This window comes from Sediminibacterium sp. FW305-C-49, from assembly GCF_058231085.1.
Genome location: NZ_JBIQXS010000001.1, coordinates 1,687,732 through 1,701,902, shown reverse-complemented (window position 1 = coordinate 1,701,902; position 14,171 = coordinate 1,687,732). Strand labels below are relative to the sequence as shown.

16 protein-coding genes are annotated in these 14,171 nt (G+C 41.6%); 8 read left to right on the top strand and 8 right to left on the bottom strand.

Annotation, left to right across the window (positions count from 1 at the left end; all coding sequences use genetic code 11):
• Window position 1 precedes the first annotated feature (1 nt).
• The 6 genes from ACH3Z1_RS07245 to ACH3Z1_RS07220 form a co-directional block, all read right to left on the bottom strand.
• Window positions 2–727, bottom strand: a complete 726-nt coding sequence (locus ACH3Z1_RS07245) for a nucleotidyltransferase family protein (RefSeq protein ID WP_490821209.1) — start codon at window positions 725–727, stop codon at window positions 2–4.
• Window positions 728–733: 6 nt separating this feature from the next.
• Complete coding sequence (locus ACH3Z1_RS07240) at window positions 734–2,173, bottom strand: RapZ C-terminal domain-containing protein (protein ID WP_490821208.1); 1,440 nt, start codon at window positions 2,171–2,173, stop codon at window positions 734–736.
• 101 nt (window positions 2,174–2,274) lie between these two features.
• Window positions 2,275–3,705: an APC family permease gene (locus ACH3Z1_RS07235; protein ID WP_490821207.1), complete on the bottom strand. Its 1,431-nt coding sequence runs from the start codon at window positions 3,703–3,705 to the stop codon at window positions 2,275–2,277.
• Between the two features lie 48 nt (window positions 3,706–3,753).
• Complete coding sequence (locus tag ACH3Z1_RS07230; protein WP_490821206.1) at window positions 3,754–4,815, bottom strand: PA0069 family radical SAM protein; 1,062 nt, start codon at window positions 4,813–4,815, stop codon at window positions 3,754–3,756.
• A gap of 110 nt (window positions 4,816–4,925) precedes the next feature.
• Complete coding sequence (locus tag ACH3Z1_RS07225) at window positions 4,926–5,534, bottom strand: 2'-5' RNA ligase family protein (RefSeq protein ID WP_490821205.1); 609 nt, start codon at window positions 5,532–5,534, stop codon at window positions 4,926–4,928.
• 45 nt (window positions 5,535–5,579) lie between these two features.
• The gene (locus tag ACH3Z1_RS07220; RefSeq protein WP_490821204.1) at window positions 5,580–6,179 is read right to left on the bottom strand and encodes a 2'-5' RNA ligase family protein; all 600 of its coding nucleotides are present in this window, start codon (window positions 6,177–6,179) and stop codon (window positions 5,580–5,582) included.
• Between the two features lie 73 nt (window positions 6,180–6,252).
• Between ACH3Z1_RS07220 and ACH3Z1_RS07215 the strand changes: the two genes are divergently transcribed.
• The 3 genes from ACH3Z1_RS07215 to ACH3Z1_RS07205 are packed head-to-tail and all read left to right on the top strand — an operon-like array spanning window position 6,253 to window position 8,409.
• On the top strand, window positions 6,253–6,684 hold the full coding sequence (locus tag ACH3Z1_RS07215) for a LexA family protein (RefSeq protein WP_490821203.1): 432 nt from the start codon (window positions 6,253–6,255) through the stop codon (window positions 6,682–6,684).
• Between the two features lie 52 nt (window positions 6,685–6,736).
• On the top strand, window positions 6,737–7,111 hold the full coding sequence (locus tag ACH3Z1_RS07210) for an endonuclease domain-containing protein (RefSeq protein WP_490821202.1): 375 nt from the start codon (window positions 6,737–6,739) through the stop codon (window positions 7,109–7,111).
• Window positions 7,112–7,128: 17 nt separating this feature from the next.
• A complete protein-coding gene (locus ACH3Z1_RS07205) occupies window positions 7,129–8,409 on the top strand; it encodes a Y-family DNA polymerase (RefSeq protein WP_490821201.1) in 1,281 nt (426 codons plus the stop codon).
• Here the strand turns inward: ACH3Z1_RS07205 and ACH3Z1_RS07200 are convergent, their stop codons facing one another.
• Window positions 8,410–8,961 carry a DUF4136 domain-containing protein gene (locus ACH3Z1_RS07200; RefSeq protein WP_490821200.1) on the bottom strand — a complete coding sequence of 184 codons (552 nt, stop codon included), beginning with the start codon at window positions 8,959–8,961 and terminating at the stop codon, window positions 8,410–8,412.
• Between the two features lie 63 nt (window positions 8,962–9,024).
• Window positions 9,025–9,930, bottom strand: coding sequence for a DUF72 domain-containing protein (locus ACH3Z1_RS07195; RefSeq protein ID WP_490821198.1), 906 nt, complete (start codon window positions 9,928–9,930; stop codon window positions 9,025–9,027).
• A gap of 67 nt (window positions 9,931–9,997) precedes the next feature.
• Here ACH3Z1_RS07195 and ACH3Z1_RS07190 point away from each other — a divergent pair, with 67 nt between their 5' ends.
• The 5 genes from ACH3Z1_RS07190 to ACH3Z1_RS07170 all read left to right on the top strand — a co-directional run bounded on the left by ACH3Z1_RS07190 (window position 9,998) and on the right by ACH3Z1_RS07170 (window position 14,118).
• A complete protein-coding gene (locus tag ACH3Z1_RS07190) occupies window positions 9,998–11,548 on the top strand; it encodes a sulfatase family protein (protein ID WP_490821196.1) in 1,551 nt (516 codons plus the stop codon).
• Window positions 11,549–11,641: 93 nt separating this feature from the next.
• Window positions 11,642–12,220, top strand: coding sequence for an RNA polymerase sigma factor (locus tag ACH3Z1_RS07185; protein ID WP_490821195.1), 579 nt, complete (start codon window positions 11,642–11,644; stop codon window positions 12,218–12,220).
• Window positions 12,221–12,231: 11 nt separating this feature from the next.
• Window positions 12,232–12,585, top strand: a complete 354-nt coding sequence (locus tag ACH3Z1_RS07180) for a hypothetical protein (RefSeq protein WP_490821194.1) — start codon at window positions 12,232–12,234, stop codon at window positions 12,583–12,585.
• A 28-nt stretch (window positions 12,586–12,613) separates the two neighbouring features.
• Window positions 12,614–12,832, top strand: a complete 219-nt coding sequence (locus ACH3Z1_RS07175; RefSeq protein WP_490821193.1) for a copper chaperone — start codon at window positions 12,614–12,616, stop codon at window positions 12,830–12,832.
• Window positions 12,833–12,921: 89 nt separating this feature from the next.
• Window positions 12,922–14,118: a carbamoyl phosphate synthase preATP-grasp domain-containing protein gene (locus ACH3Z1_RS07170; RefSeq protein ID WP_490821192.1), complete on the top strand. Its 1,197-nt coding sequence runs from the start codon at window positions 12,922–12,924 to the stop codon at window positions 14,116–14,118.
• Window positions 14,119–14,171 lie beyond the last annotated feature (53 nt).

The window sequence follows — 14,171 nt, the reverse complement described above, 5'->3', positions numbered from 1 at the left end:
ATCAGGTAAAAATTTGTTCTGCTTTGAGAATACTTTCAGGTTTGCCAACATCTACCAATACGGCTCCTGTATGATCATAACTTTTTATCTGGTAATCAGCACATAAATCGAGGTATACATCGACCATCGAAAATTTTCCCTGGCGGTTCATCAGGCTGAGTAAAGATGAATGGATCACATGAATACCACTGAATGCCATTTGTTTCAATCCTGGTAAACTTGCTGACACTTGCGCAGGCTTTTCTTCACCGGTATTTACATTTCGCCAGCCTTTCAAACAACCTGTTTCGTCAAACAAAAAATACCTTGATGTATTCCTTTCAGAGACAGCCAACGTAGCCAGGGGTTTATTTTGCTGATGTTGCTCAATCATATCAGCCAGGTTGAGTTTGGTAAGGATATCTGCATTCATCATTACAAAGTCTTCTTCGCCGTCAAAATAAGCTGCTGCTTTTTTTAATCCACCCCCTGTTTCTAATACTTCATCTGTCTCATCAGAAATAGCAATTTTACTACCCCAGCCCTTGTTCTTTTCAAGAGCTTGAATAATCTGATCAGCAAAATGATGCACATTCACCAATACTTCGGTAATACCAAATTGTTGCAGGTATACGATATTTCTTTGCAGCAAAGATTTTCCATTTACCAATGCCAGTGCTTTGGGATGGTGATCGGTCCAGGGTTTTAGCCTGGTACCCAAACCTGCTGCCAGTATCATTGCTTTCATGATCGCTTATTTTACCCAGTTCTCTTTATTGGTATGATGTAATACCGTTTTCACTTTGTATTTATTGCGTAAGTGACGGGCAGTCTGTTCTGCAGCATACACACTTCTGTGCTGACCACCTGTACAACCAAAATTAATCATCAGGTTACTGAATCCTCGTTTGAGATACTCTTCAACTGTAATATCAATCAAATCCCACACACTATTCAGAAACTCATTCATCTTTGTTCGTTGCTCCAGAAAATCCTGCACAGGTTTATCCTGTCCGCTTTGTTTTTTGTATTCATCGAACCTGCCCGGATTCAATATACCCCTCATGTCAAAAACAAAGCCTCCACCGTTTTCGCTTTCATCGGAGGGTATTCCTTTTTTGTAACTGAAGCTATTGATATGAATAACGAGCGGCGTTTGTTCATTGGCTTGTTGCGGCTCAAACCGATGAATCATTTCATCGGTTACCACGAGTTTTAATACACGGTCAAACTCGGGAGTGATGATACCAATACGCTTATGTTCAATAAAAAATTTCAGGTTACGTAATGCGAGTGGAATGCTCGCCAGAAAATGCGCCTTCCGTTCAAACAAACCCCTGAAACCATAAGCACCCATTACCTGTAACAGGCGAATCAGTACATAACCATTATATTGACTCACGAATGTGATACGATCAACCGGCTCTTTCAGCAACTCATCAATCTGATCCATATAATATTCCAGCAGGCTGTCTTTCCACTCTTCACTCAATTCTGCTTTTGCCTGCCATAATAAAGAAGCCACATCATATTGTAAAGCTCCTTTCATTCCACCCTGGAAATCGATGAAGCTTACTTCTTCTTTTTTCACAATAATATTCCTGCTCTGGAAATCGCGGAACATAAAATATTTGTATTGTGTATGGGTCAGATAGGTACTCACTGCTTCAAAATCATCGAGCATCGCCTGTTTATCATATGGTAGTTGAAGGGTATCGAGAAAATAATATTTAAAATACAAGAGATCACTTAAGATGGCCTGTTTACCAAATTCTTTTGCTGTAAGACAGAGATTATAATCCAATCCCTTATCCCCCAATATTTGTATGCGCGCCAGTGCCGCTAAACTTTTTTGAAAAAGTTGATAAGGCTGATCAGTATGACCATGCTTTTCCAGTTGATTCAATAAAGATTCTGTTCCAAGGTCCTCCTGTATATAAATGGTGTTATCATCATTTACGCCCAATATTTCTGGTACAGGCAACCCGGCTTTCTTAAAATGCCGGCTGAACTGGATAAATGTGTTGGTTTCTTTCTGGTTAAGATTATAGGTTGCTATAAAAGTATCCTTACCTGCATATAGCCTGAAATAAATCCTGTCGCTTCCACTCTGTGGCAGTTTTTCAATACGGTCTGCAGTTCTTTGCTGCACAGAAGAAAAAAGTTCACCAATGCCTTGTATTACGGCTTCCATGTTCATGCTGATTTGTGGCGAAAATAGAACTAAGTGGGGAATAGTCAATAGACCATCGCTATTAGACCATGGTTTATGATTTATTGATTATTGACTATAAACTATGGCCTATCAGCTATACGCTGTTTTCTTCTTGATAAATAGTACAAAGGCAAACCAGCGAGAGTAATAAGTGTGCCTAATACCGAATTGATCACAGCACTACGGCCGTTAAGATAATTACTGATATCGTTGTATAAAGTTGAAACCAGAAAGAATCCTGTAAACAAAACAAAAACCGAGGGTACAAATGGATAGCCCCATACTTTGTATGCCCGGTGTGTATTTTTCATTTTCTTTCTTAAAATAAAAACCCCCAATGCACTCATGCCATAAAAGAACCAGGTGACAAAAATGAGCATATCTGTGAGCATATCAAATGAGCCACTGAAAATGAGGATGATGGTCCATATAGCATTTAACCACAACGCATTTCCGGGCGTATGGTATTGAGGTTGCACTTTACCTGCCCATGCCAGCAACCTGTTATGGGTACCCATCGCATAAGTTACCCTTGCTGTGGCCAGTATATTGGCATTGGTGGTACCCAATACAAATAACATTACCATAATGGTAATAGCTATGCCACCTGCAGCTCCCCATGCAATGGTTGCAGCATCAGATGCCACAAAAGAGGATGATGCCAATTCATGAATCGGCATGAGGTAAATAAAAGCAAGGTTCAGAAGCAAATAAACAAGGATACAAAAACCAAGACCCAGGAGCAGACTCAGTGGAATATTTTTCTGCGGTTCTTTTATTTCCCCAGCCACAAATGAAATATTGTTCCAGCCATCATAGGCCCAGAAAGCGCCTGATAAGGCAGCCATAAACAGCATGATACTTTCCCATCCCGCAGCAGTTGTTGTCGGTGTTTCAGCAAAATGATTCCATGAACCTTTACCAGAGAAAAAAATACTCCCAATTAAAACCAGTATGGCCAATGCTTTTAATGCAGTTAACAAACGTTGTAACCTGCCTCCATACTGAACACTTCTGTAACTGATATAAGTTAACAGTAATACCACCAGCACCGTCAATAACTTTACGCCTATCTGCTGCAATGGATAAAAACTACCTACAAAAGGAATATGCAATGTCCAGGATTGTTCTACAGACTCATGCAGTCTTGGCAGTTCAACAAGATAATTGGTATACTGCGAAAACACATAGGCAATAGAAGCATTACCAGCGGTATTGAATACAGCAAATGCCGCCCAGCCATACAAGAAAGCAAATCCTTCACCATACATTTTCTGAAAGAATACATATTGCCCTCCTGTTTCCGGGAACATAGCCGCCACTTCTGCATTAGATAAAGCTCCAAATAAAGTAACAATACCTGCAACAATCCATACTGCTAATAATAAATAAGGAGATTGTAATTGTGCAGCCATCAAAGAAGGCTTCATAAAAATACCTGAGCCAATAACGCCACCTACTACGATGGCAATAGCAGTATTCCGGTTAAGCTGGCGGAGGAGAGCGGGCATGTTTAAAGATAAGTGATAAGGAACAAGAAACAAGTTCACTGGTATCAACTAAAACAACTTCCCCTGCTCACCGGGTCTCCTGAATTTTGTACTATCCAACTGCCAGCGTTCGGCGTTTAGTTTATAGAGTTTGTTGTATTTCACAAACTGTTGCTGTACCAGTTCGGCAATCGGCCCCTCCCCTCTCATACGTACACCATAACGACTATCATTTACCTGTCCGCCATGACCATGCTGTATCAGGTGCCATACTTTATCGGCACGATCCGGAAAATTTTTATAGAGCCAGTCATGAAAGATCAGTTTGATGGCGCCATTTAAACGGATAAAAGTATACGCACTGAACACTGCGCCATTTTCACTGGCTGCTTTCATGATTCTTTGCATTTCATGTTCATTCAGTCCGGGTATCATGGGGCCCAACATTACACCCATCCGGACGCCGGCATCACTCAGTTCTTTGATGACACGCAATCGTTGTTTGGCAGTTGTGGTTCTTGGCTCCATTGTTCTTCGCAGGTCTTCATCGAAAGATGTAATACTTACCAGAATACTTACCAGATTCTTTTTGGCCATTTCCTGTAATATATCTTTATCGCGCAGGATGCCTGCATTTTTGGTAATCATTCCTACTGGCTGGTTGAACTCATTACATACTTCCAGCAACTGCCGCGTGAGCATGAATTTTTTTTCCGCAGGCTGATAACAATCTGTATTTCCACTCAGGCTGATCGGTACCGGCTCCCAGTTTTTATTCATCAGAAATTTACGCAGCAACTGCGGTGCATTTTTTTTCACAATGATCTTTCTTTCAAAATCAAGACCAGCACTATAACCCCAGTATTCATGTGCATTACGGGCATAACAGTAAATACAGCCATGTTCGCATCCCTGGTAGGGGTTCATACTGTACCACATACCTACATCCGGACTATCCACTTTATTCACAATGCTTTTTGCCTGGTCTTCCAGGTACACGGTGGCTGTATTGGGTTCGGTCCAGTCATCAATGGCTTCAATATGTTCCCTGATCCGTTCGTTTTTGAGGAATCGGTTACGTGGATTGAATTGCGCGCCACGTCCTTTCAGGTATTGTTCTTCATCTTCCATAACTACTCACTCCAGCCCACTCTACTTTGCAGAGAGGGGAAAGTGTTTATTTTTAAGTTGATCTATTACTCAATAGAGATTAAAATTCCCTTTTTACGAAGCAGAGAGGATCAGGGTGAGTTGAAAAGCTGCATCTGTTCCACCGTTTGTTTCACACCCAGCATGGAAAATCTTCCAATCACCTCATATTTTTTCTCTTCTGTCCGCTTCCGCATCAATAACACATGATCGGCCATAAACCTGCCGCTGAACTCGCTGTTGCCATATTCATTCCAGCCCTGTTCATACTGCCAGTGTTGTAACTGACGGGCGATGGTAAGATGTGGCTCTGTAATAAAATGTGGTTTATGTTCTTTATCCAGTTTAATCAGTGACTGAATTTCTTTCAATGATTTTACCAGTTCAACAATCTGGTTTTTTGTTTTTACCTGTATATAAATTGTATGCGTAGGGAAACTTCCGAAGTTTTCCAGCTCTACCATAAAGGGTGCTGCTGCTTCTATCATCCTTTGCAATCTTGGTATCCAGCGGGTTTCAGCCATACTGAATTGCATACACCTCAATAATGTAATATGGGGTTTACTATACACCGCTGCCGGACAATCATAGTTATCCGCAAAATGCTGCTTCACCGACTGGATGGTCTGTTTCAATACCTCGTGCGGTTCAAGCACCAACAGGTATTCTGCAACCTGGTGTTCACTGGAAAAAATGCTCATGGTTTTTTCTTTTTGTCCCGGATTAAACTCCGGCGCGGGGAAACATTATATTTTTCCTGGTTGCAGGCGAAACAGGTTAATCTGTTTTCCTGTTTCTCTTTCCTGTCTGTTACGAATCAGCATTAGTTCTTTTACTTCAAAAGACAAATTGATTTTTCTTTCTGCATATTCATGTACCACTTTGTCGAATTCCTGATCGGGTACTGCTTCTGTTAAAGGCAGACATGGGTGTGTGAATCTTTTGGCTGGCGGACAATCATAACTCCTGATATACTGATCTACTACCTGCATGGCACCTGCCAGTTGTTGAAAGGGCTGCTGCTCCTGTACCCTTAGATACAATTGCCTGGACGACAAAGCACCAAAACCCTGTATACTGATGCTGAAACTGGATTGCGTGCTGATGATCCGGTGCATCCAACGGATCAGCGTGGCTTCCATATCTTCCCGGGCCATGAATTCGGCCACCACAATACCTGTTGGTTGAACCGGTACGGCTGTACGGTATTTTCGCTGTATATATTGTTGTTCGGCCCTTATCAACAGTTCTGTTTCCATATCCGGATAAGCCATTAAACGATAACGGTTCAGCGTATTAACCGCTATACCTGCTGATGTATGTGCCATGATGGTGGGTATTTCCATAAACAAAATTTAATCGGATAATTATTTTAGCATAAATTTACTAAAATTTTTAGCTAAACAAAATTTTATTTATATGGATGGGGAACAGTGGTACGGAGCCGCCTATAAAGGTTCCAAACAGTTTAACCAGTGGGAAGTTCCCATGGCCAATGCAACAGGTTTCGGTGCCGCAGCAGACGATTATATGGAAAGGGGTATCGATTTGAACGAACAACTGATTCGTAACAAACCGGCTACTTTCTTTTTCCGCATGAACAGCGAAGCCATGACCGATGCAGGTATTTATCCGGGTGATGTGCTGATTGTGGACCGTAGCATCAGACAGGCAAATGGTCGTGTCATTGTAGCCATTCTCAACGGTGAATTACTGGTGCGTCGTTTGGCAGATGGGTTCAACAAAAAAAGACTGATTGCCGAGAACAAGAAATTCGGAGATATTGAAGTGGATCCTTATGCCGGGTTTTCGATCTGGGGTGTGGTACTGTATTGCATTCATGCAGTTTAGCCCCCTAGCCCCCTGAAGGGGGATTGCATGTTTAATCTTTAAAATTTTTTATATGGCAACAAGCATGTTTTATGAAGCGGGTCCGATCATATTTCAGCGGGCTAAAGAATTAAGAAGTCATCCTACAGCCGCAGAGCAAAAGTTATGGGAGCATTTAAGAATGCACCCATTGGGATATAAATTCAGAAGGCAGCATCCAATAAGTAATTATATCGTTGACTTTTATTGCCATGCAAAAAAATTAGTTATTGAAGCAGATGGATCAATTCATAACAAGGCCGATATACTTATAAATGATCAGGAACGTGAAGCTGCACTACGATCATTAGGACTAACTGTTCTTCGGTTTACCAATGACGAGATATTACATCAAACAAAACAGGTTATCAATACGATTAATGAACACTTAAAAAACAATCCCCTTTAGGGGGCAGGGGGGGAAATATGCGTGCCATCGTTGACTGTAATAGTTTTTATTGTTCCTGTGAGCGACTGTTCAGGCCGGAACTCTTGTATCAGCCCGTAGTGGTATTGAGTAATAACGATGGCTGTATCATATCGCGCAGCGATGAAGCTAAGACACTGGGGGTAGAAATGGCCGGACCTTATTTCAAGGCAAAACCTTTGATTGAAAAATACAATGTTGCTACTTTTTCTTCCAACTACAATCTCTATGGCGACCTTAGCTGGCGGGTAATGGAAACATTACGCGTATTACTTCCACCCAATTGTGTTGAAGTGTATTCAGTTGATGAGGCTTTTTTAAATCTCGACCATATTCCTCCGCAGGAACTCATTGCATTTTCACAACAGATCCGCCAGACGGTAGAACAGTGGACAGGTATCGCCGTATCTATTGGTGTGGCACCCACCAAAGTGTTGAGTAAAGTAGCTAACCGGCTGGCGAAAAAAAACAAGCTGGTTACCAATTGTGTGCTGGTACTCGACAGTAAACGAAAAATTGAACAGGCATTACATAAAACACCGGTAGAGGATATCTGGGGAGTAGGCTATCAATATGCAGAAAAATTAAAAAAACTACACATCCACACTGCTTATGACCTCAGTATTAAAGATATTGGCTGGGCACAAAAACAATTAGGTGGTGTAACAGGTGTTCGGCTCGTGAGAGAATTGAAAGGGATGGTTAGTTCTGATATGGAAGACGAAAGACTCAGAAAAAAAATGATTGCCACTACCCGCATGTTTGGTTCGCCCGTTACCGATTTAAAAGATATCAAGGAAGCGGTGGCCACTTATACTTCAAGAGCCGCAGAAAAACTAAGAAGACAATACAGTGCTGCCAATATCATCAGTGTATTTGTGGTACCGAAAGAAGATTCACACAGTACTTATTTCAGACATGGGCCTACCATTAGCAGTTATATAAAATTGCCCGTGGCCACTTCCTTTACACAGGAACTCATTAAACCTGCACTTGAATTAACAGAACGGTTGTATGAAAAAGGACGTATCTACAAAAAAGCGGGGGTCATGTTAAGTGGTATTGTACCCGATACTTCTGTACAGGGTAATCTTTTTAAAAAACCGGAAGAAAACAATCATCGTTTACTAATGGACACCATCGACAATGTAAATTTTGCCATGCGCGATGATGTACTCAAATTCGCCTCCTCCGGCACCACACGCAACTGGAAAATGCGACAGGAGTTACGCAGCCCCCGTTATACCACCCGGTGGGATGAATTATGCATAGTGAAATAATCAGTTCGCCGTAAACGGGTATTGCAGAAATAATTTCTGTAAAGCCGCTCCCGCAGTTTTTCCGCTGGGATCAATTTTTTCGGGCACTACCCCTTCGATAGAACCTTTCCAGATCATCTTATGTCTGGCCGATTCAATCATGTGCAGGGTAAGTGTACCTTCACGATAACGACCCACTTCTATTTCTTCGCTTTTCCAGCTATAATTACGCTGACCCATATAGGTAAAACGTCCATCATTCTGCCAGTTGGTTTGTCTGGTCTGTATTTCCTGTTTCACCACAATGCCAATATTGATAAGCAGGTCGGGATTTAAATTGGCAAAACGATATCCTTTCTTTTCCATTTCGGTTTGAATGGCTTTCTTCAGTATGGCCAAACGTTCATCAAATGTGCGGGGAATGGTATCGCCGGATGCTTTCACCTCATAAAAGCCGAATGTTTTATACTTCGCAGGCTCTGCATCAGTAGCCGATTCTGTATTAAATACCCGGACAGAGGAACAATGTGTAAATAAAAAGGCGGTGAACAATAATAGGATCAGCTTTTTCATAAAAATGCTTTGTATAAAATTACAAAACCAATATGTGACAAAAGCTGACATTCGTCATGCCTGCTAGAACAATGTCTGCTGATGAACGAATGCTGGTTTTTGTAAAGACAGTCCGCATGCTTTGTTTAATTTGTCCACCATGTATACCGTTAATTCCGGTGAAAAAGCTTCATCGTGCATGTGCATGAAAAAATAGAGCTCTTCTATTCCCTGGTCAATCCAGTATTTCATCCTGCCGATCCATTCATCTACCCTTTTATAATCGGTAGGATGTAAACTGTTTCCTACATACCTGATGAATGTTTTAGGAACCGTAAGATGCATGTGTGCACAATCTCTCCGGCCACTGGTATCTGTTATCACAGCTCCCATATTTATTTCCCTGAGTGTGCTGAATAATTCCTGCTGAATATCGGGTTTACCAAACCAGTCAGGATGACGTACTTCCAGAAAAAACTGCATATCGGTGGGCAATGAACGAAGAAAATCAAATAATTCTTCTTTTCGTTTAGGAGTGAATGCGTCGCTTACCTGTACAAACACAGGACCCAGGTGTTCTTCAAATGCAACAATACCCCGCAGAAATTCGGTGGTAATAAAATCCTTCCCTTTCAGACTGCCCCGATGTGTAACCCCCTGGTACATTTTCGGACAGAACTTAAAATCTCTCCCCTTTGCTTTTTCTGCCCATCTGGCTATTCCCGTTGCACCATATACTTTATAATGTGTGGCATTTAACTCTATACTGTTGTAATGCTTTACATAATGCTCCAGGAAATCTTTCTCTTTTGTTTTAGGTGGATATATTTTCCCTACCCATTCAGTTCTCCCCCATTTTGCACAACCGAGGTAGAGCTTAGGTTCATTTTGTTTCTTACCTTTCAACACCTGTTGATTGAATACGGGTTCTGCAGGAAGTGAAAAATCAATCGTATTCAATTCTGCTGCGGGTACACGGCCAAATTCCATAGCATGACTTTGTACACAAAGCTAACAGGTTTGTACTGCAATTGTTGACCGTTAATGTAAGCACCTCATGAAAAAAATGCTGTTCATCTGCCTGCTCTTTCCCTTTCTTGGCATGGCGCAATCAAAACCCAATATCATTTATATCATGAGCGATGATCATGATGCAGATGCCATCAGCGCATATGGATCGAAGCTTATTCAAACACCTCATATAGACCGTATTGCTAAAGAAGGGATGCTATTTCAGCGCGCATTTGTAGGCAATTCCATTTGCGGACCGGCTCGTGCCACTTTACTCACCGGACAGCATTCGCATAAGAACGGTATGAAAGACAACCGCACCCGTTTCGATGGCAGCCAGTTAACCATGCCTAAACTGTTTCAGCAACAGGGATATCAAACAGCCATTATAGGTAAATGGCATTTGCATACTTATCCAACCGGTTTTGATTATTGGAAAATATTACCCGGACAGGGGCTCTATTACCAACCAAGACTCATACAAATGAATGGCGATACCAGCACGTATCCCGGTTATGCTACAGAAGTCATTACCGATGAAGCCATCAACTGGTTACAACATAAAAGAGAGCAGGACAAACCCTTTCTTTTATTACTGCATCATAAAGCACCACATCGTTATTTTTTTCCTTCTCCAAAAAACATTGAAGCATTTAAAGACAAAACATTTCCGGAACCTGCCACTTTATATGCCGACACTACAGGCCGGGGTACTGCATGGAAACTCCAGACGATGAGCATACTGCACGATATGAAATTATCGAGTGATCTGAAAGTAGATCCTGTTTACCTGATGGATATCCCCTGGCTTAAACCCGATTCTGCAGAAGTAGCTTATTACAATAGCATTTTCAATCGTATACCGGTTGCCGACAGACAGAAAATTAAAGATATTTATGCCACCAGAGGAAAAATACTACAGGAACAGCGGCCTCAGGGTAATGCTTTACTGAAACTTAAATACCAGTGGTACATGCAGGATTATCTCGCCACTGCTGCCTCAGTAGATGAGGGTGTAGGAAAACTATTAGACTACCTCGACAACAGTGGACTTTCACAAAACACTTTGATTGTGTATACTTCCGATCAGGGTTTTTACCTGGGTCAGAATGGCTGGTTTGATAAAAGATGGATGTATGATGTATCGATGCGCACACCTCTGTTAGCCAGGTGGCCCGGTCATATTAAACCCGGAACAACCAATCATACAATGGTTCAGAATATTGATTACGCCCCCACATTTTTAGATGTGGCAGGCATCGGCATCCCTTCCTCTATGCAGGGAATTAGCCTGAAACCGATATTGAAAGATACAAGGGCCAAGGTTTCAAGAAACAGTTTATACTATCATTTTTATGAATACAATGCCGATCATACGGTATTGGAGCATTTGGGTGTACGGACAGAGCGTTATAAGCTTATTTATTTCTATACCGTGAACGAATGGCAGTTATACGATCTGAAAAATGACCCGACTGAACAGAAAAATTTGATCGGAAATAAACAATACACCGCTGTACTGGCAAATATGAAAAAGGAGTTATTACGACTCAGGGATCATTATGATGACCATGAAAAAGCAGGAGAGTTGAAATAAAAATGCCTTTACTACGACAAACTGGATACATCCGGCCAAAAAATAATGGCTATTGTACAATATTCAAATGCCTTGTTCGTCAATCTTTCTTGTATGGATCAGGCATGGCAGATACAGGCTACTATGAGCGACTCACGCGGCAAGCATATCACGGAGGTCATTAATACCTATAGCAAAAGGCTGATGGGCTTTATCCGCAAGCGTGTAAACAGCGAAGCCGATGCTGAAGATATATTGCAGGATGTATTCTACCAGTTCATGGGTAATACCAAACCCATTGAACAGCTCACCAGTTGGTTATTTACCGTTACCCGCAACAAAATCACCGACAAGCAAAGAAAAAAGAAACCTGAACTACTGGAAGATATTTACCAGACTAACGGAGACGAAGGTTTTGAATGGTCTGACCTGTTTTTCGACGACAAGAACAATCCTGAAACCGATTATATCCGGTCCATTTTCTGGGATGCTTTATATGCAGCGCTCAATGAGTTACCCACACCACAACGTGAAGCTTTTGTATTGAATGAAATTGAAGGCATTCCGTTTAAAGATATTGCAGAACAAACCGGTGAAACCGTAAATACCTTAATCAGCCGCAAACGATACGCAGTATTACACCTGCGTGAACGACTGGGCAGCCTGAGAGACGAATTATTGAATCAATCTTAAATTTTTATACCATGCACAAAAAATTCTGGATCAAAAAAATCATTGGATTTACCATGATTGCCATTGCCTGCCTTGCACTACTGGCCTGGGTAGTAATGCTGCTCTGGAATGGAGTGTTGGCCGAAGTGGTACAGGTTTCTACGGTAACCTATTGGCAGGCGCTCGGATTATTAATCTTAAGTAAGATATTATTTGGTGGTTTCCGTGGTAAGGGGGGCGACTATAAAAAACGCTGGAAAGAAAAAATGGAACAAAAATTGTCCGGTATGAGTGAGGAAGAAAGAGAAAAGATCAAAGAAGAATGGAAGCACCGGTGCAACATGTGGAAGAGAAATACTGTCAATACAGATACCCCCTCTCAATAATATTTCCAAGAACCAAACAACTGTTAGCATGCATATCCTGGTCTTTAAAACCAATCTGGAAGATATGGGGTTGGTACACAATGCAGGCCGCTTATTAAATCCTATGTCCGGTATTCACCGCTGGAATGTTGATCTGCACGATACTGATAATATATTACGCATTGAAGCCGACCCACTGGTCTGCCCCCGTCAGGTAGAGCAATTACTGCAGAATGCAGGTTTTGAATGTGAAGAACTGGCCGATTAGCCGTCTCGCTTTACCGTCATTTTCGATTTATTTCAAAAATAACAGGGCTAAATTCTTTCATACCCTTATTTTTGCGCAATTTGTCGCTAATGAACTATCCTACCTTATCATCAAACGAGTCAGTTCCATCTAAAAAGAAAAAAATTGTTGTCCTGGGAAGTGGTCCCAACCGGATCGGTCAGGGCATTGAGTTTGACTATTGTTGTGTACATGGTCTGTTGGCCATTAAAGAATGTGGTTACGAAGCCATTATGGTGAACTGTAACCCCGAAACCGTATCGACCGATTTCGATATGGCCGATAAACTTTATTTCGAACCCGTTTTCTGGGAACATCTCTGGGAAATCATTGAACTCGAAAAACCGGAAGGCGTAATCGTTCAGCTTGGTGGCCAGACTGCACTCAAACTGGCGAAAAGACTGCACCAGAAAGGTATTCGTATCATCGGTACTTCTTTCGACAGTATGGATATTGCCGAAGATCGTGGTCGTTTCAGTGATTTGTTGAAAGAACTCAATATTCCTTATCCGGAATATGGTACAGCTTATACAGCAGAAGAAGCCATTGATGTAGCCAATAAAGTGGGTTATCCTGTTTTGGTTCGCCCGAGCTATGTTTTGGGTGGCCAGCGTATGCGTATTGTGATTAATGATGAGGAAGTAGAGAAAGCGGTAATCAGTTTATTAAAACATATTCCCGGTAACACCATTCTGATCGACCATTTCCTGGATCGTTGTCAGGAAGCAGAAGTTGATGCCATTTTCGATGGCGAAAACTTCCATATCATGGGTGTAATGGAACATATTGAACCTGCAGGTATTCATAGTGGCGACAGTAATGCAGTGCTTCCTGCTTTCAACCTCACACCACTGATTGTGGAAACCATGGAATATTACAGTGAGAAAATCGCAAGAGCACTCAATATTAAAGGACTCATCAATATTCAGTTTGCCATTAAAGATGGTAAAGTGTTTGTAATTGAAGCAAATCCAAGGGCTTCACGCACCACACCCTTTATTGCGAAAGCCTACCAGATTCCTTACCTGAATATTGCTACCAAAGTAATGCTGGGTGCCGCCAAACTCACAGAGTTTACCATGGAGAAAAAGCTGGAAGGTTATGCCATCAAAGAACCTGTTTTCAGTTTTGATAAATTCCCAGGTGTCAATAAAGAACTCGGACCTGAAATGAAGAGTACCGGTGAAGCCATCCGTTTCATCAAAGACCTGAGGGATCCTTATTTCAGAACACTCTACAAAGAAAGAAGTATGAATCTTTCGAGGTAATCTTCGGAAAATACGGTGTATTAATACTTGAAAGAAAAGGCTGCGTAAGGATA